Here is a 15,991-nt window from a genome sequence, read left to right on the forward strand (position 1 = left end):
GCGCCGGACACCGCCGCCCGCGCTCCTGCGGGCCCGCCGGGCGGTCGCCGCCCGGCGAGATGGCCGCGCGCCCCTGACCTGCGGTCAGCCGCAGACCACGTCGTGCAGTTCGATCGGGTCGGAGTCGAGCGCCACGTAGGCGGTGAGCGTCTGGCGGGCGCCGCCCGGCCAGGACGTCGTCACCGTGGCCCAGCCGAAACCGGCGGACTGCGCGACCGTTACCGGCCCGACGTCGATGGCGAGCGGGTCGTTCTGGGCGCAGAGGACCACGTCGTGGCCGGGGGTCTCGTCCTGCTTGGCCTTCAGGTAGTCGGAGGTCCAGTGCTCGCGCTGCCACGGGGAGGGGCCGGTGCCGTCGTAGAACCAGCGGAGGAAGCCGCGGATCTCCTCGGCGGTGTGCCGGTCGGCCGCCTTCAGCGGGGTGGGCGCCGCCTCGGCGGTCGCGTGCGGCGGCGCGGGTACGGCGGCCGACGCGGCCGGGGCCAGGGACAGGAGGCAGGCCGTGAGCGCGGCGGCCGTCAGGTGCTTCGTCATGGGGCGATCCTGCGGCCGCCGGCGGGGCCCGGCCGCCCGGGCGCGCCCCCGGCTCCTGCGGATGGCGTACGGAGATTCCGCCCTCGGTCCGCCGCCGTGACGCGGGGCCCCGGGCCCGCCGGGTCCGGGCAGGTCTCCTCGCCCCGCGTCCGCGGGCGCAGCCACCGGAAGCGGACGGCGCCGTCCGCGCCGAGCAGGGCCCCGGCCCGGCACAGCACGGTCATCCGGGTGGTCTGCGCGACGGTGAGCCACAGCCGGCTCACCGCGGTCAGGCCGAGGGAGACCGTGAACCGGTCCGTGTCGTGCGTCCCGTGGCGCATGTGCGTCCCGCCTCTCGTCGACGGGGCCCGAGGACAGGGGCGGGGGCGGATGTCTTCCGGGAGCACCACTGCGGAGGTACGGGCTCCCGCGGAGCGAGAGGCACCAGGGCGCCGGCCGGCCATACCGACTCAACCCGCCCCTCCGGCCGACGCCCGCGCCGAGACCGCCGACGGGCTGCGCCACCCTCACCGCCTCCCTGGCAGGCCACCGGGTCACCGCCGACTCGGCCGGCGGCCACCGCGCCCTCGGCCTCCCCGACGGTCCGAAGGGCGCGGTCGCGCTCGACGTCCGCACCGGCGACCGGGCCGGGTGCCTTTGCCGCCGGTCGGCGACGCGGGCCCGCAGGTGCGGTTCCGGGACCTCGTAGACGGCGCTCAGGTGGTCGAGCGAGTGCCCGTCGCGAAGCCGGCCGAGGATCTGTCCGGCCTTCCCCTCCAGGTGGTCGAGGAGAGCGCGCGATGCGCGGTGTTCACGGTTCTGACGGGGTTCACGGGTTCCGTCCACGGTGAGGAAGAGGGCGGCGACGGCGGACGTGGTGACGAGGAGCGGCGCGGTCAGGGGGCCCGCCCACCGGCCGACGGCCGCCTGTACGCGACGCGCGGCGCGGCGAGCACCCACTTCCCGTACCCCTCCAGCTCCAGCACCCTGCTCCCGGCCGAGCACGCCGCCTGCGCCCGCACCCGCCGGGCACACCCCACGACGACCACCCAGTCCCCTTCGCGCACGGCGTGCGGGGTGTCCAGCAGCACGGCGACGAACCCGGGGGGTGCGTGGGGGTCCGCGGCCCACGGGTAGTGCTGGAGCTCCGGGACGGGAACCTCGAAGGGGGTGTCGCTGTGGACCAGGCGCACTCTCGCGCCGGCTCCAGAACGGGTCAGGACGACCAGGGGGCGGCGGGTACGGGGGTGCCAGGCGATGTAGGGCATGGGCTCTCCGGGTGTCGGCACGCGAGGTGGGGGACCGGGAGGCGCCCCTGCGGGGAGTCGCGTTCGGTCCGTTTCGCCTCCAGAGTGCGCTCGCCCGACTACGCTGTGAAGTTCCCAGGTGGTCGACCCGCACGGTGATCACTGGGGCATATGTCCGCGCCGGTGACCAGCCGGAAGGGCGGTGGGGGCCCGCGCGATCAGCACAGTGGTCGGGGAGGCGGTCGTGTCGGAAGCCGAGGATGTGCGGCGGGAGTTCGGGGCCGAGCTGGTGAGTGCCCGGGAGCTTCACGGGGACCGGGCGATGACGCAGACCGATCTGGCCAGGATCATCAAGACGTCGAGGAGCACCATCAGCCGGATCGAGTCCGGCACAGGGACCATCCCCAGGGAGATCCCGGAGCTTCTGGACGAGGTCTTCGCGACGGAGGGGCGGTTCAAGGCGCTGCACGAGGCGATCGTGGCGAAGGGGTACCCCGCGCATTCGCGACGGCGGCTCGCGCTGGAACCCGAGGCGCACGCGATTCTCGCGTGGTCTCCGACCGTCGTGCCCGGCCTGCTGCAAACGGCGTCGTACGCCTACGAGCTTCTGCGCAACGGCCTGCCGAGGGCGAGCGAGGCGGAGATCAGGAACAAGGTTCAGCAGCGCATGAGCAGGCAGGAGTTGTTGCGTCGGCCGTCGCCACCGGACATGTCTGTCGTGGTGTGTGAGTCCGTACTCCGACGAAGGGTCGGGGAACCAGAGACCATGCGAGGGCAGCTGTCCGCCCTGCTGGAATTCGCCGACAGGCCAACCGCCTTGCTGCAAGTTCTGCCGTTGGACGCGGGAACGCATGGATTGATGGATGGCTCTCTCTCCATCTTGACCACCCCGGAGAACGGGATGACCGTCTACACGGAAGGCATCCGATCGGGCTCGATCATCGAAGAGCCTATGCAGGCACGCCAGTTGGCCCGATCCTACGATGTGCTCACCGCGACAGCCCTCTCGCCTGTCGAGTCGACGTGTCTGATCAGGAAGCTATTGGAGGCCCCGTGAACGCCGATCACCTCTGGGTGAAGTCGAGCTACAGCAGTCAGGACGGCGGCGACTGCGTCGAGTGGGCGCCCTCCGTAGCCCTGGCCACCGACGCCGTCCCGGTGCGTGACAGCAAGGACACGAGCATCCACGGCATCGTCGTGAGCGGTCCCGCGTGGTCCGCCTTCGTGGGCTCTCTGAAGGCGCGGGGCTGAGCGAAGCCTCCCGGGGCAGGTCCTCCGCGCGGAAGTGACCGGCCTCCGGTGAGGGCAGCCGTGCCCGCCCTCACCCGCCTCGTCACCGGTCTCCGGCCGCCACCCGGCGTCCGGTGGTGCGCGCGGGCCCTGGACGGCGGCGCCGTGCCCGGTCAGCTCCCCGCCCCCGGCCACGTCCCGCCGGGGAAGCGGGCAGGGGGCGCGCGGGGCCGTCGGGTGCCGGCGGGGGACCGCACGGTGTGTCAGCCCGTCGGACCCGCCCCGCTGGGGAACTGTGGGGAGCATGACGACGCACCTCGGACTTCCCGACGGCATCACGGCGTGCCTCTTCGACCTCGACGGGGTCGTCACGCGGACGGCGGTGGTGCACGCCGCCGCATGGAAGGCGATGTTCGACGCCTTCCTGCGCGAACGGGACGGCACGGATTTCCAGCCCTTCACCGACTCCGACTACGAGAGGTACGTCGACGGCCGCCCCCGCGCCGACGGCGTCCGCGCCTTCCTCGCCTCCCGGGGCATCGAGCTGCCCGAGGGCACCCCCGACGACCCGCCGGAGGCGCAGACCGTCAACGGCCTCGGGAACCGCAAGAACGCGGCCCTCCTGGAGAGGATCCGCACCGACGGTGTGGAACCCTACGAGGGCACCCTGCGCTACCTCCACGCCGTTCGCGCCGCCGGTCTCGCCACCGCGATCGTCTCCTCCAGCGCCAACACGCGGGAGGTGCTGCGCTCGATCGACGCCGAGCGCCTGTTCGACGTACGGATCGACGGGGTGGTGGCCCGGGAACGGGGACTTCCGGGCAAGCCCCGCCCCGACACCTACCAGGCCGCGGCCCGCGACCTCGGCGTCGAACCGTCCCGCGCGGCCGTCTTCGAGGACGCGCTGGCCGGTATGGAAGCGGGCCGCGCGGGCCACTTCGGCTACGTGGTCGGCGTCGACCGCGTCGGCCAGGCCGACGCCCTCCGCGCCCACGGCGCCGACCGTGTGGTCAAGGACCTCGCCGAGCTGGGAGGAGATGCGTGATCACCAACCGGACGTACACGGTCGAGCCGTGGCGGGTCCGCGAGACCGCCCTCGACCTGGACATCCTCGCGCAGAGCGAGTCCGTCTTCGCCCTGTCCAACGGGCACGTCGGCTGGCGCGGCAACCTCGACGAGGGCGAGCCGCACGGACTGCCCGGCAGCTACCTCAACGGCGTCCACGAACTGCACCCCCTGCCCTACGCCGAAGCGGGGTACGGCTACCCGGAGTCGGGCCAGACCGTCATCAACGTCACCAACGGCAAGCTGCTGCGGCTCCTGGTCGACGACGAGCCCTTCGACCTCCGCTACGGGCGGCTTCACGCCCACGAACGCACCCTCGACCTGCGGCGCGGCGTGCTGGAACGCACCTGCGAGTGGACCTCCCCGGCCGGTACGAGGGTCCGGGTGCGCTCCACCCGCCTCGTCTCCCTCACCCAGCGCGCCATCGCCGCCGTGGAGTACGAGGTCGAGCCCGTCGACAGGCGGGCCCGGGTGGTCGTGCAGTCGGAACTGGTCACCAACGAGAGCCTGCCCGGGTCGGACGGCGACCCGAGGGCGGCCAAGGCGCTCCAGTCCCCGTTGGAGCCGGAGGAGGACCTGGCACTCGGGACACGGCTGCGGCTGGTCCACCGCACCCGGCGCAGCGGCCTGCGGGTCGCGGTCGCCGCCGACCACGACATCGACGCTCCCGGAGCGGTCGCCACCAGCGGCGAGAGCCACACGGACGTCGCCCGCCTGACCGTCAGCACCGTCCTGGAGCCGGGACAGCGGCTGCGGGTGCGCAAGACGGTCGCCCACGGCTGGTCGGGCGCCCGTTCCCGGCCCGCGATGAGCGATCAGGTCGAAGCCGCCCTGGCCGCCGCCGCGCACGGCGGCTGGGACGGGCTGGTGGCCGACCAGCGGGCCTACCTGGACGACTTCTGGAGCCGGGCGGATGTCGAGGTGCACGGCGACGAGAGAATCCAGCAGGCCGTGCGCTTCGCCCTCTTCCACGTGCTCCAGGCCGGTGCCCGCGCCGAGCAGCGCGCGATCCCGGCCAAGGGCCTGACGGGTTCGGGGTACGACGGGCACGCGTTCTGGGACACCGAGATGTTCGTGCTGCCGGTGCTGACCTACACCGCGCCCGAGGCCGTCGCCGAGGCCCTGCGCTGGCGCCAGGACACGCTGCCCGCCGCCCGGGACCGTGCCGCCCAGCTCGGGCTGCGCGGTGCGGCGTTCCCGTGGCGGACCATCGACGGCTCGGAGGGCTCCGCGTACTGGCCGGCCGGGACCGCCGCCTTCCACGTGGCCGCCGACATCGCGCACGCCGTGGTGCGCTACACGGCGGTGACCGGCGACACCGGCTTCGAACGCGAGACGGCCGTGGAGATCCTCGTGGAGACCGCCCGGTTGTGGCGCTCGCTGGGCCACCACGACCCCCACGGGGTCTTCCACATCGACGGCATCACCGGGCCGGACGAGTACAGCGCGGTCGTCGACGACAACACGTACACGAACCTGATGGCCCGCTCCAACCTCCTGGCCGCGGCCGACGTGTGCGCACGCCACCCGGAGGAGGCGGCCCGGCTCGGCGTCGGGGAGGAGGAGACCGCCGCCTGGCGGGACGCCGCCGAGGCGGTGCACATCCCCTACAACGAGGAGATCGGCGTCCACGAGCAGCACACCGGCTTCACCCGCCACCAGCGCTGGGACTTCGACGGCACGGGGGCCGAGCAGTACCCGCTGCTGCTGCACTTCCCCTACTTCGACATCTACCGCAAGCAGGTCGTCAAGCAGGCCGACCTCGTGCTGGCCATGTACACCTGCGGCAGCTGGTTCGACGCCCACTGCGACGAGGACCAGCTCGCCGCGAACTTCGCCTACTACGAGCCGCTGACGGTACGGGACTCCTCCCTGTCCGCCTGCTGCCAGGCCGTCGTCGCCGTCCGGACGGGCCACCTGCGGCTGGCGTACGACTACGCCACCGAGGCCGCCCTGATGGACCTGGCCGACCTGGAGCACAACACCCGCGACGGGCTGCACATCGCCTCGCTGGCCGGAACCTGGGTCGCGCTGGTCGCCGGGTTCGGCGGCACCCGCCGGCACGGCGACGGACTGCGCTTCGCTCCCCGGCTGCCGGAGAGGCTGAGCCGCCTCACCTTCCGGCTCCAGTTCCGCGGGCGCGGCCTGCGGGTCGAGATCGTCTCCGACGCCGCGACGTACTCGCTGCTGTCCGGCGACGGCCTGACGATCCACCACCACGGGAGGGAGGCGCACGTGAACGGGGACGAGCCCCTCACCCTCCCCATCCCCGCACCGGAACGGAGGCCCGCCCCCGAACAGCCGCCGCACCGCCGTCCCCGCACCGCCGGCCGGCCGGAGCGGGACGGGAGCTGAGGCGCCCGTGACGGCGGGGGCCGGTCCCCGCACCCGGTGCCGGGGCGGGCGCGGGGACCGGCGGGGCGGGTCAGGCGCGCCGGTTGTAGATCGCCGTCCCGGGGCAGGCCGTGAGGCCCTGGCGGGTGCCGCAGCCGGCGTACTGGGCGTTGCCGTTGTACCAGGTCCAGCCGCCGATGGTGCGGCCGTTCAGCCAGGTGTAGGCGCCGTTGAGGTTGGCGTCGTAGGTGCGCAGGCTCCAGTGGACGTGGGGGCCGGTCGCGGAGCCGCCGGCGCAGGTGTCGACGCCGATGGTGCCGAGGCGCGCGCTGCTGGAGATCGTGGTGCCGTTGTAGTACGTCGTGTTGTGCATGTGGTAGTAGTCCGTCGAGAAGCCGCCCGGGTGGATGACCCGGGTCCAGCCACCGCCGGAACCGCACATCGAGGTGGCCGTGCCCTCGCGGGAGGAGCGGACGATGCCGCTGGCGTTGCCGCCGGCGAAGTCGAGGGCGCTCCAGTAGCCGGTCGCGCTGTCGTGGGCGTGGGGGCCGCCGGTCAGCGTCATGTAGTAATCGGGCATCCAGGGCAGCAGCAGGCCGTTGACGTTGGCCTGGGTGCCGATCGGGCCGGGCTGGGCGGCCGGGTCCGCCTCGTGCTCGGCGTAGGCGGTCATCATCTCGCGCTCCGCCTTGCCGACCAGCGGGGACTCGGCGACGTGGTCGGCGAACGCCTGGTCGCCCTCCAGGCCCGGGACCCACTCGCCGTCCTCGCGGTGGGCGAGGAACAGCCAGCCCTCCGGCTCGCCGTGGTGGTCGCGGGGCGCCTCGACGTAGGCGACGCCGCGCGCCCAGTCGCCCGCGGCCTTGCGGACGTCGACGACGACCTCGCGGCCCTCCTCGGCGAGCCGGGCGACGGCGGTGCTCGGCGACAGCTCCTTGGCGTCGTGGGAGCGGGCGAGGACGTCGGCGGAGACGGCGTCCACCAGGTGCTCGCGGTCGGCGCCGAGGCGGTCGGCCGCGGCGTCCGCCATCTTCACGGTGACGCCCGCGGAGGGCGAGGCGGCCGGGGCCGGGCCCTCGGGGGCCGCGGTGGCGGCGGGTACGGCGGCGAGCAGCCCGGCCGTGGCGGCGAGGGCGACGAGGGTGGCTCTGACGGACCGTCTGGAACGCATGGGGGGAATCCCTTTCCTGGGCGGGGCGCCCTGCCGGGTGGCGAGGCGGAGCGCAGCCTCCCGAGTCCACCGAATAATTGTCAATGTTCAGTCAAAAACTGGCCTGGGGTCGTCGCCCGAACCGGACGCGATGGCTGGGAAGAGTCGTGTCCCGGCGCCTGACCGGCCCGCCCGGAGGCTCCGGTTACGCTTACGGACGTGCCGGGACCCGTCGCGAGGCAGGCCCCAGTCCCCTGAAAGCGGGGCGCAGCCCCCACCCCGTCTGCCCCGATGAGCGTTGCGGTCTGCGTCGCGGGCGAAGACCGCCAGAACCACCGGAGGTAGCGGATGCGGGCGCGGGTCGAGATCGATCTCGGGGCTCTGCGGGCCAATGTGCGGGCGCTGCGGGCGCGGACCGACGGCGCCGCCTACATGGCGGTGGTGAAGGCCGACGCGTACGGGCACGGCATGGTGCGCTGTGCCGAGGCCGCGCTTGGGGCCGGGGCGAGCTGGGTCGGCGTCGCCACACCGTACGAGGCGCTGGAGCTCAGGGCCGCCGGGATCACCCCGGAGCGGGCCCGCGTCATGTGCTGGCTGTGGACGCCCGGCGGACCCTGGCGCGAGGGGATCGAGGCCGGCCTCGACATGTCGGTGAGCGCCCCGTGGGCGCTGGCCGAGGTCACCGAGGCGGCCCGCGCCACCGGACGCGCGGCGAAGATCCAGCTCAAGGCCGACACCGGACTCGGGCGCAACGGCTGCCAGCCCGCCGACTGGGCGGACCTGGTGGACCGGGCGCGGGCCGCCGAACGCGAGGGCCTGGTGACCGTCACCGGGCTCTGGTCCCACTTCGCCTGCGCCGACGAACCGGGCCACCCCGCCATCGCCGCCCAGCTCGCCCGGTTCGACGAGATGAGCGCGCGGGCGTACGCCGGGGGGCTGCGCCCCGAGGTGCGGCACATGGCCAACTCACCCGCCGTGCTGACCCTTCCCGAGGCCCGCTTCGACCTGGTCCGCCCGGGCATCGCCATGTACGGCCTGTCGCCCGCGCCCGAACTGGGCACCCCGGCCGACCACGGACTGCGCCCGGTGATGACGCTGGCGGCGCCGCTCGCCCTGGTCAAGCACGTCCCGGGCGGCCACGGCGTCAGCTACGGCCACCACTACCTCACCCCCGGCGCCACCACCCTCGGCCTGGTTCCGCTCGGCTACGGCGACGGCGTGCCGCGCCACGCCTCCGGCGCCGGGCCCGTCCTGGTCGACGGCAAGTGGCGCACGGTCGCCGGGCGGGTCGCGATGGACCAGTTCGTGGTGGACCTCGGCGGCGAGACGCCGCCGGAGGGCACCGAGGCCGTGCTGTTCGGGCCGGGCGACCGGGGCGAGCCGGGTGCCGAGGACTGGGCGCGGGCGGCCGGCACGATCGCGTACGAGATCGTCACCCGGATCGGCGGGCGGGTCCCGCGCGTGTACGTCGACGGGGGCGAGCCGGCCGCCGACGCGGCCGGTCCGCGGGATTGATCGTGGTCCGCGCCCCGGCGCGGGCAGGATGGCGTCAGAGGGCCTGGACCGGCGAAGGGAGCGGCGGGTGGACGAGGTCGAGGCGCGGATCGCGGCGGCGGCCGCCGAGGCACTGGCACCGCGGGCCGCCGACGCCGCCGGGAGCTGGCGCCGGGCGGGGCTCGCCGGGGCCGCCATAGGGGTCGTCGCCGCCGGAGCCGCCGCCGGGGTCGCGGTGGAGCGGCTGACCGTCGGCCGCGGTATGCGGAAGAAGGCGCGGCTGGCCCTGGACGCCGCCGGGCCCTACGGCACGCTGCGGGGCACGCCCGGGACGGCGATCGCCGAGGACGGCACGGCGCTGCACTACGAGGTGGACGAGCCGGACGCGCCCGCGGAGGCGGCCGGGGCGCGCCGCAGGCGACTGTTCGGGCGGAAGGCGCCCGCCCCCGCCACCGTCGTCTTCAGCCACGGCTACTGCCTCTCGCAGGATTCCTGGCACTTCCAGCGGGCCGCACTCGCCGGGGTCGTCCGCACCGTCCACTGGGACCAGCGCAGCCACGGCAGGTCCGGGCGCGGCCGGGGCCGGGCGCAGGGGGTGCAGATCACTATCGAGCAGCTCGGCCGGGACCTGAAGGCGGTCATCGACGCGGCCGCCCCCGAGGGGCCGCTGGTGCTGGTGGGCCACTCGATGGGCGGGATGACGGTGATGGCGCTGGCCGACCAGTTCCCCGACCTGGTCCGGGAACGGGTGGTCGGGGTCGCGCTGGTCGGCACCTCCGGCGGCAAGCTCTCCGAGGTGGACTTCGGGCTGCCGGTCGCCGGGGTCAACGCCGTGCGGCGCGTCCTGCCGGGCGTGCTGAAGGCGCTGGGCTCGCAGGTGGACCTGGTCGAGCGGGGGCGGCGGGCGACGGCCGACCTGTTCGCCGGGGTGGTCAAGCGGTACTCGTTCGGCTCACGGGACGTCGACCCGGGGGTGGTCCGGTTCGCCGAACGCCTCATCGAGTCGACGCCGATCGACGTGGTCGCCGAGTTCTACCCGGCCTTCACCGAGCACGACAAGGCCGAGGCGCTGCCACTCCTGGCCGGCGTCCCGGTCCTGGTGCTGGCCGGGGACCGGGACCTGATCACGCCGAGCGCGCACAGCGAGGTCATCGCCGCAGCGCTGCCCGACGCCGAGCTGGTGCTGGTCCCGGACGCCGGCCACCTGGTCATGCTGGAGCACCCCGAGGCGGTCACCGACCGGCTCGCCGACCTGCTGGTCCGCGCCGGGGCGGTGTCCGGGGCGACTACCGTTGGCGGGCATGGAAACACCGCACACCCGGACCGCCCCCGTGAGCGGCCCTGACGCGCTCCGCCTCACCGTCGACTCGCCCGAGGCCATGCGGCGGCTCGGGCTCCGCCTGGCGGGTGTCCTGCGCCCCGGCGACCTGGTCCTGCTCAGCGGCGAACTGGGCGCGGGCAAGACCACGCTGACCCGGGGGCTCGGCGAGGGGCTCGGCGTGCGCGGGGCCGTCACCTCGCCGACCTTCGTCATCGCGCGCGTCCACCCGTCGCTCACCGGCGGGCCCGCACTGGTCCACGTGGACGCGTACCGGCTGGCCGGCGGGCTCGACGAGATGGAGGACCTGGACCTCGACGTCTCGCTGCCCGACTCCGTGGTGGTCGTGGAGTGGGGCGACGGCAAGGTCGAGGAACTGTCGGCGTCCCGGCTGCACGTCCGCATCGACCGGGCCACCGGCGACGAGCTGCCCGGCGGGGCCGCCGAGGCGCCCGACACCGACGATGTGCGGCTGGTCACGGTCGGCGGGGTCGGTGAGCGGTGGACCGGCGGCGCGCTGGACGGGTTGCGGGACAGCGGGGGCGAAGGGGCGTACGGGCGGGAGGGCTGAACCGCGCCCGGGTCGGTCAGGCGGCCGGACGGAGCCGGGTGTGCGGACCGCACCCCCGCGCGGGTGTTTTCCGACGCGCTGTCGGCAAGATGTTGCGCCGGGGGCGGTGCCCGTGGTCCCATGGGCGGGGAGTACAGGTTAGGTCTGCCTTACCTGCTCCGTACGCCTTCCCCCTGATCGCAGGAGGCACCCTGATGACGACGTCCGAATCCACCACGCCCGCCGTCCAGGCCGTGCCCGAGGTTCCGTCGCACGGGGCACTCGCCGCAGTCCCCGGCGAGGTGACCCCCGAGACCGGCCGGGCGCACGAGGGGGCCGTCTCGATGAGCGCCCTGCTCCAGTCCTGCGCCGCCGCCAGCGCCGTCTCCACCCCGCCGGAACTGCCGACTCCCCGGGCCGCCTGAGCCCGGTCCGGTCCCCGGCCGGCACCCGCACGGCACAGCGCCCCGGCAGCCGAGAAGCCGCCGGGGCGCCGTCGCGGGCGGAGGAACCGGGTCAGGGGAGGACGACGACCTTGGTGCCGACCGTCGCGAAGACCCACATGGCCTGGCCGTCCTCGCGGGTCTCACGGACACCGCCGGTGCGCTGGGAGGGGTCCAGCTCGGGGGTGGTGCCGTCGACCGCGGCCGAGAAGCCGATGACGACGCCGTCGCGACTGGCGAAGCGGACGACGTGCTCGATCGGCACCCCGTCCGAACCGGTGATGGAACCGGACCGCGAGGTCACCGCGTACGTCCCCGGCTCCGGGTCGACCGTGCTCGGCGACACCTTGTACGTCCGCTCGACCTTGTCCTTGGCGCCGACCAGCCAGACCCGGTCCTTGCCCAGCGCGTACACCACGCGGGTGCCGCTGCCGGAGTCCTCGGGCAGCGCGTCCGGGCGGGGCCGGGCCGAGGGCTTCGCGGAGCCCGAGGGGCTCGGCCCGGAACTGGCGGCGGGGGCCTTGCCGAGGTTGTCCGGCACGTGGGCGGACGCCTGGTAGGCGAGGAAACCGACGACGGCGACGGCTGCCGCGGTGAGCCCGGCGACGGCTCCCGAGCTGCTCCTGGACACCTGGTCCACCTCTCGTACGGCGCCGGTGTACGGCGTCTGCGCATACGGATACCCGGTGACCGTAGCAGGAGCCCCGGCCGGGCCCGGGCAGGCGGTGTTCGCAGCGCGGGCGCCGTAGGCTGTTTGCGTGCTCTTGCTCGCTCTGGATACCGCCACCCCCGCCGTCACGGTCGCCCTGCACGACGGCGAGCGGGTCCTCGCCTCCGACACCCAGGTCGACGCCCGGCGCCACGGGGAGCTGCTGCTCCCGGCCGTCGACAAGCTGCTGACCGGCACGGGGCTCGCCCTCGCCGACGTCACCGGCGTCGTCGTCGGCGTCGGCCCCGGCCCCTACACCGGGCTGCGGGTCGGCCTGATGACCGCCGACACCTTCGGCTTCGCCCTCGGCGTCCCCGTCCACGGGGTCTGCACCCTGGACGGCCTCGCCCACGCCAGTGACCTCGGCCCGGACGCCGGCCCCTTCGTGGTCGCCACCGACGCCCGCCGCAAGGAGGTCTACTGGGCCCTCTACGCCGACTCCCGCACCCCGCTGTCCGGGCCCGGCGTCGACCGGCCCGCCGACATCGCCGAGCGCGTCGCGGGCCTGCCGGCCGTCGGCGCGGGCGCCCTGCTCTACCCGGACACCTTCGCCGACGCCCGCGCCCCCGAGCACGTCTCGGCCGCCGCCCTCGCCTCCCTCGCCGCCGAACGGCTCGCGGCCGGCGAGGAACTGCTGCCGCCCCGGCCGCTCTACCTGCGCCGCCCCGACGCGCAGGTGCCGAAGAACTACAAGGTGGTCACCCCGAAGTGAGCAGCCAGGACACCGCACCGCCCGAACAACCCGTCCTGCGCGAGATGCGCTGGTGGGACATCGACCCGGTGCTCGCCCTGGAACGGGAGCTGTTCCCCGACGACGCCTGGTCACGCGGCATGTTCTGGTCCGAGCTGGCCCACGCCCGCGGCCCCGAGGCCACCCACCGCTACGTCGCCGCCTACGCCGGGAGCCGCCTCGTCGGCTACGCCGGGCTCGCCTCGGCGGGCGGCACCGGCGACGTCCAGACCATCGCGGTCGCCCGCGACCAGTGGGGCGGCGGGCTCGGCTCACGGCTCCTGACCGACCTGCTGGAGCACGCCACCGCCTTCGAGTGCGCGGAGGTCATGCTGGAGGTGCGGGTCGACAACACCCGCGCCCAGGCGCTCTACGCCCGCTTCGGCTTCGAGCCCATCGGCTTCCGGCGCGGCTACTACCAGCCGGGCAACGTCGACGCCCTCGTGATGCGCCTCAGCGACCCGTCGGTCAACCCGGCTGCCCCCGCCACCACCGCCACGGACGACCCCGACTCCGTGCCCGCACAAGGAACCGAACACCATGGCTGACCACCGCGACGAACCCCTCGTCCTCGGCATCGAGACCTCCTGCGACGAGACCGGCGTCGGCATCGTGCACGGCACGAAGCTCCTCGCCGACGCGGTCGCCTCCAGCGTCGACGAGCACGCCCGGTTCGGCGGGGTCGTCCCCGAGGTCGCCTCCCGTGCCCACCTGGAGGCCATGGTCGCCACCATCGACCGGGCGCTGAACGACGCCGGGGTCAAGGCCCGCGACCTCGACGGCATCGCGGTGACCGCCGGACCCGGCCTCGCCGGCGCCCTCCTGGTCGGCGTCACCGCCGCCAAGGCGTACGCCTACGCGCTCGGGAAGCCCCTCTACGGCGTCAACCACCTCGCCTCGCACATCTGCGTCGACCAGCTCGAACACGGGCGGCTGCCGGAGCCGACGATGGCCCTGCTGGTCAGCGGCGGCCACTCCTCGCTGCTGCTCTCCTCCGACATCACCTCCGACGTGCGCCCGCTCGGCGCCACCATCGACGACGCGGCCGGCGAGGCCTTCGACAAGATCGCCCGGGTGCTCCAGCTGGGCTTCCCCGGCGGGCCCGTCATCGACCGGCTGGCCCGCGAGGGCGACCCGGCGGCCATCGCCTTCCCGCGTGGTCTGACCGGGCCGCGCGACGCCGCGTACGACTTCTCCTTCTCCGGGCTGAAGACGGCCGTGGCCCGCTGGATCGAGGCGAAGCGGGCCACGGGCGAGGAGATCCCGGTGCGCGACGTGGCCGCCTCCTTCCAGGAGGCCGTGGTCGACGTGCTGACCCGCAAGGCGGTGCGCGCCTGCAAGGACGAGGGCGTCGACCACCTGATGATCGGCGGCGGCGTCGCCGCCAACTCGCGGCTGCGCGCCCTCGCCGAGGAGCGGTGCGAGCGGGCCGGCATCCGCCTCCGCGTCCCGCGCCCCGGCCTGTGCACCGACAACGGCGCCATGGTCGCCGCCCTCGGCGCCGAGATGGTCGCCCGCAACCGGGCCGCCTCCGACTGGCGGCTCTCCGCCGACTCCTCCCTGCCCGTCACCGAGACGCACGTGCCCGGCGACGCACACCTCCACCCGCGTCCGCACGGCCACGCACCCTCCCACGACCACGTCCACGAGAGTGCCAAGGACAACCTCTACTCATGAGCGGCGACGAGCACGACGAGCCGGTGCTGACCCTGATGTGGGAGGCGCGCGCCGGCGAGGGACGCGGCGACGACCTGCTGGCATGGGCCCGGCCCCGCGCCGCGGCACTGCGGAGCGGCCGGACGGCACCACTGCGGACCGAGCTGTTCCGGGCGCCCCCGGACCGGGTTCTGTGCCTCACCTGGTGGCGGGCGGAGGAAGGGGCCGAACTCCCGGAGCTGCCCGAGCCCCCGGCCGAGCTGAGCGGCAGGGCCGTGCACCGGTGGCGGTTCGCCTCGGTCGAGGTGTGGGACGGCGACAGCCCGGCCGGGGGCTGAGGCCACCGGTGACCGGGGGGCGGCCCGCCAGGGCGCGCCCGAAGAGGCCCCCGGCCGAGCGGCGGGACCGGTCGGCGCGGACCGGGGCCGTTTCCGCGCGGACCGGGGGTCGCCCGATCGGCGGACCCCGATCGCCGGGGGCGGGACGCCCGGTGACGCTGGTGCCGGGGCGGAGAGGCCGCCCCGGCACCCAAGGAGCACCGATGGCTGACGCCCGCACCCTCATGTCCACCGACGTCCAGTGCATCCCGGCGGAGGAGACGGTCGACCGGGCCGCGCAGGTCATGCGGGACCACGACGTCGGCGCGCTCCCGGTACGGGGCGCCGACGGCGAGCTGATCGGCGTCGTCACCGACCGGGACCTGGTCGTCCGCGCCCTCGCCGCCGGGCTGGCCCCGGACCGCACCACGCTGGCCGACCTGGTCGAGGGCGCCCCGGTCGCGGTCGCCCCCGACGCGCACAGCGCCGAGGTGCTCCAGGCCATGGGGGACGCGCAGGTGCGCCGGGTCGTGGTCGTGGACGGCGGTGACCTGCTCGGCATCATCAGCGAGGCCGACCTCGCCCAGCACCTCACCGACGAGGACCTGGCGGCGTTCGTCCGCCGCGTCTACCAGGGCTGAGCGGCCGGACGCGGCGAGGCCGGGCGCCCACGGGGTCGCCCGGCCTTCGCCTGGGTACGGGCCGCGCGGCGGCGGACCGCCGGGGGAGCGGGGTCAGACGTCGTCCGCGTCCTCCTCGACGATGTGCACGGCGGCCTCCTCGGCGGAGGCGGCGGACCCGTCGATCCCGACGTCCTCGGCGATCATGTCCTTCTCGGCGTCCTCGTGGGCGCCCTCGTCCGGTGCGACCAGGCGGCCCGCCCGGAAGTCGCCCACCTCGTCGTCGATCGGCTCGCCATCGGTGTCGACGGTGTCGCCGATGCCGTCGCCCGGCGCCACGGGGATGTCGGGGACCTCCTCGGTGAGGCGTTCGTCGAGGGTCTCGCCCTCCATCTCCTCCTCTGCCGTGGTCCCGGTGTGCTCGACGGCACGGGGTTTCTCCGGGGGCGAGTACCCCTCGTCCCGCAGGTCGTCGACCCCGGTGTCCATCAGGTTGTCCTTCTCGTCGAAGATCCCGGAATCGTCCGTGGTGTCCTCGCCCTGCGGCTGGTACACGTCGTCGCCGAAGGCGTCGAAGTCTTCACTGTCGCTCATCTGGTGCCCTTCTCCCGGCCG

At 74.6% G+C, this 15,991-nt stretch carries 19 protein-coding genes; 13 read left to right on the forward strand and 6 right to left on the reverse strand.

Features of this window, described 5'->3' with window-relative positions; translation table 11 throughout:
• Positions 1-84: 84 nt before the first annotated feature.
• From Sdia_RS08375 to Sdia_RS08385, 3 genes are all read right to left on the reverse strand, one after another.
• Positions 85-534 (reverse strand): hypothetical protein, encoded by a 450-nt coding sequence (locus Sdia_RS08375; protein ID WP_100453294.1) that lies wholly within the window; start codon positions 532-534, stop codon positions 85-87.
• Positions 531-854: a hypothetical protein gene (locus Sdia_RS29985; protein ID WP_229831006.1), complete on the reverse strand. Its 324-nt coding sequence runs from the start codon at positions 852-854 to the stop codon at positions 531-533. The genes Sdia_RS08375 and Sdia_RS29985 overlap by 4 nt, the downstream gene beginning before the upstream one ends.
• Before the next feature lie 555 nt (positions 855-1,409).
• A complete protein-coding gene (locus Sdia_RS08385; protein ID WP_100452343.1) occupies positions 1,410-1,781 on the reverse strand; it encodes a hypothetical protein in 372 nt (123 codons plus the stop codon).
• 223 nt (positions 1,782-2,004) lie between these two features.
• Between Sdia_RS08385 and Sdia_RS08390 the strand changes: the two genes are divergently transcribed.
• The 4 genes from Sdia_RS08390 to Sdia_RS08405 all read left to right on the forward strand — a co-directional run bounded on the left by Sdia_RS08390 (position 2,005) and on the right by Sdia_RS08405 (position 6,410).
• Entirely contained in the window at positions 2,005-2,817 is an 813-nt protein-coding gene (locus Sdia_RS08390) for a helix-turn-helix domain-containing protein (RefSeq protein ID WP_229831000.1), read from the forward strand.
• A complete protein-coding gene (locus Sdia_RS08395) occupies positions 2,814-3,011 on the forward strand; it encodes a DUF397 domain-containing protein (RefSeq protein WP_100452344.1) in 198 nt (65 codons plus the stop codon). The genes Sdia_RS08390 and Sdia_RS08395 overlap by 4 nt, the downstream gene beginning before the upstream one ends.
• Positions 3,012-3,294: 283 nt before the next feature.
• Positions 3,295-4,035, forward strand: a complete 741-nt coding sequence (locus Sdia_RS08400) for an HAD family hydrolase (protein WP_100452345.1) — start codon at positions 3,295-3,297, stop codon at positions 4,033-4,035.
• Entirely contained in the window at positions 4,032-6,410 is a 2,379-nt protein-coding gene (locus Sdia_RS08405) for a glycoside hydrolase family 65 protein (RefSeq protein ID WP_115069737.1), read from the forward strand. Before Sdia_RS08400 ends, Sdia_RS08405 begins: the two co-directional genes overlap by 4 nt.
• Before the next feature lie 70 nt (positions 6,411-6,480).
• Here Sdia_RS08405 and Sdia_RS08410 read toward each other — a convergent pair whose 3' ends face one another.
• The gene (locus tag Sdia_RS08410) at positions 6,481-7,560 is read right to left on the reverse strand and encodes a M23 family metallopeptidase (protein WP_100452347.1); all 1,080 of its coding nucleotides are present in this window, start codon (positions 7,558-7,560) and stop codon (positions 6,481-6,483) included.
• Positions 7,561-7,887: 327 nt separating this feature from the next.
• Here Sdia_RS08410 and alr point away from each other — a divergent pair, with 327 nt between their 5' ends.
• The 4 genes from alr (at position 7,888) to Sdia_RS08430 (ending at position 11,326) form a co-directional block, all read left to right on the forward strand.
• A complete protein-coding gene (gene alr, locus Sdia_RS08415; protein ID WP_115069738.1) occupies positions 7,888-9,054 on the forward strand; it encodes an alanine racemase in 1,167 nt (388 codons plus the stop codon).
• A 67-nt stretch (positions 9,055-9,121) separates the two neighbouring features.
• Entirely contained in the window at positions 9,122-10,378 is a 1,257-nt protein-coding gene (locus Sdia_RS08420; protein WP_100452349.1) for an alpha/beta fold hydrolase, read from the forward strand.
• Positions 10,335-10,922 carry a tRNA (adenosine(37)-N6)-threonylcarbamoyltransferase complex ATPase subunit type 1 TsaE gene (gene tsaE / locus Sdia_RS08425; protein ID WP_100452350.1) on the forward strand — a complete coding sequence of 196 codons (588 nt, stop codon included), beginning with the start codon at positions 10,335-10,337 and terminating at the stop codon, positions 10,920-10,922. Before Sdia_RS08420 ends, tsaE begins: the two co-directional genes overlap by 44 nt.
• 194 nt (positions 10,923-11,116) lie before the next feature.
• Positions 11,117-11,326 carry a hypothetical protein gene (locus tag Sdia_RS08430; protein ID WP_100452351.1) on the forward strand — a complete coding sequence of 70 codons (210 nt, stop codon included), beginning with the start codon at positions 11,117-11,119 and terminating at the stop codon, positions 11,324-11,326.
• A 91-nt stretch (positions 11,327-11,417) separates the two neighbouring features.
• Here the strand turns inward: Sdia_RS08430 and Sdia_RS08435 are convergent, their stop codons facing one another.
• Positions 11,418-11,975: a hypothetical protein gene (locus Sdia_RS08435; protein WP_100452352.1), complete on the reverse strand. Its 558-nt coding sequence runs from the start codon at positions 11,973-11,975 to the stop codon at positions 11,418-11,420.
• A gap of 127 nt (positions 11,976-12,102) precedes the next feature.
• Between Sdia_RS08435 and tsaB the strand changes: the two genes are divergently transcribed.
• The 5 genes from tsaB (at position 12,103) to Sdia_RS08460 (ending at position 15,397) form a co-directional block, all read left to right on the forward strand.
• Positions 12,103-12,765: a tRNA (adenosine(37)-N6)-threonylcarbamoyltransferase complex dimerization subunit type 1 TsaB gene (gene tsaB / locus Sdia_RS08440; protein ID WP_115069739.1), complete on the forward strand. Its 663-nt coding sequence runs from the start codon at positions 12,103-12,105 to the stop codon at positions 12,763-12,765.
• Positions 12,762-13,331 carry a ribosomal protein S18-alanine N-acetyltransferase gene (gene rimI, locus Sdia_RS08445; protein ID WP_100452354.1) on the forward strand — a complete coding sequence of 190 codons (570 nt, stop codon included), beginning with the start codon at positions 12,762-12,764 and terminating at the stop codon, positions 13,329-13,331. Before tsaB ends, rimI begins: the two co-directional genes overlap by 4 nt.
• Positions 13,324-14,460, forward strand: coding sequence for a tRNA (adenosine(37)-N6)-threonylcarbamoyltransferase complex transferase subunit TsaD (gene tsaD, locus Sdia_RS08450; protein WP_100452355.1), 1,137 nt, complete (start codon positions 13,324-13,326; stop codon positions 14,458-14,460). The genes rimI and tsaD overlap by 8 nt, the downstream gene beginning before the upstream one ends.
• The gene (locus tag Sdia_RS08455) at positions 14,457-14,777 is read left to right on the forward strand and encodes a hypothetical protein (RefSeq protein ID WP_100452356.1); all 321 of its coding nucleotides are present in this window, start codon (positions 14,457-14,459) and stop codon (positions 14,775-14,777) included. Before tsaD ends, Sdia_RS08455 begins: the two co-directional genes overlap by 4 nt.
• A 203-nt stretch (positions 14,778-14,980) precedes the next feature.
• On the forward strand, positions 14,981-15,397 hold the full coding sequence (locus Sdia_RS08460) for a CBS domain-containing protein (protein WP_100452357.1): 417 nt from the start codon (positions 14,981-14,983) through the stop codon (positions 15,395-15,397).
• 93 nt (positions 15,398-15,490) lie between these two features.
• Here the strand turns inward: Sdia_RS08460 and Sdia_RS08465 are convergent, their stop codons facing one another.
• Positions 15,491-15,970, reverse strand: a complete 480-nt coding sequence (locus Sdia_RS08465; protein ID WP_100452358.1) for a DUF5709 domain-containing protein — start codon at positions 15,968-15,970, stop codon at positions 15,491-15,493.
• Positions 15,971-15,991: the final 21 nt, after the last annotated feature.

The organism is Streptomyces diastaticus subsp. diastaticus (assembly GCF_011170125.1).
Lineage (GTDB): Bacteria > Actinomycetota > Actinomycetes > Streptomycetales > Streptomycetaceae > Streptomyces > Streptomyces diastaticus.

Coding starts and splice junctions, on each gene's coding strand:
- tsaD (WP_100452355.1), top strand. CDS start 13,324: ATGGCTGACCACCGCGACGAACCCCTCGTCCTCGGCATCGAGACCTCC.
- Sdia_RS08455 (WP_100452356.1), top strand. CDS start 14,457: ATGAGCGGCGACGAGCACGACGAGCCGGTGCTGACCCTGATGTGGGAG.
- Sdia_RS08375 (WP_100453294.1), bottom strand. CDS start 534: ATGACGAAGCACCTGACGGCCGCCGCGCTCACGGCCTGCCTCCTGTCC.
- Sdia_RS08410 (WP_100452347.1), bottom strand. CDS start 7,560: ATGCGTTCCAGACGGTCCGTCAGAGCCACCCTCGTCGCCCTCGCCGCC.
- tsaE (WP_100452350.1), top strand. CDS start 10,335: ATGGAAACACCGCACACCCGGACCGCCCCCGTGAGCGGCCCTGACGCG.
- Sdia_RS29985 (WP_229831006.1), bottom strand. CDS start 854: ATGCGCCACGGGACGCACGACACGGACCGGTTCACGGTCTCCCTCGGC.
- Sdia_RS08385 (WP_100452343.1), bottom strand. CDS start 1,781: ATGCCCTACATCGCCTGGCACCCCCGTACCCGCCGCCCCCTGGTCGTC.
- Sdia_RS08465 (WP_100452358.1), bottom strand. CDS start 15,970: ATGAGCGACAGTGAAGACTTCGACGCCTTCGGCGACGACGTGTACCAG.
- Sdia_RS08460 (WP_100452357.1), top strand. CDS start 14,981: ATGGCTGACGCCCGCACCCTCATGTCCACCGACGTCCAGTGCATCCCG.
- Sdia_RS08430 (WP_100452351.1), top strand. CDS start 11,117: ATGACGACGTCCGAATCCACCACGCCCGCCGTCCAGGCCGTGCCCGAG.
- Sdia_RS08400 (WP_100452345.1), top strand. CDS start 3,295: ATGACGACGCACCTCGGACTTCCCGACGGCATCACGGCGTGCCTCTTC.
- alr (WP_115069738.1), top strand. CDS start 7,888: ATGCGGGCGCGGGTCGAGATCGATCTCGGGGCTCTGCGGGCCAATGTG.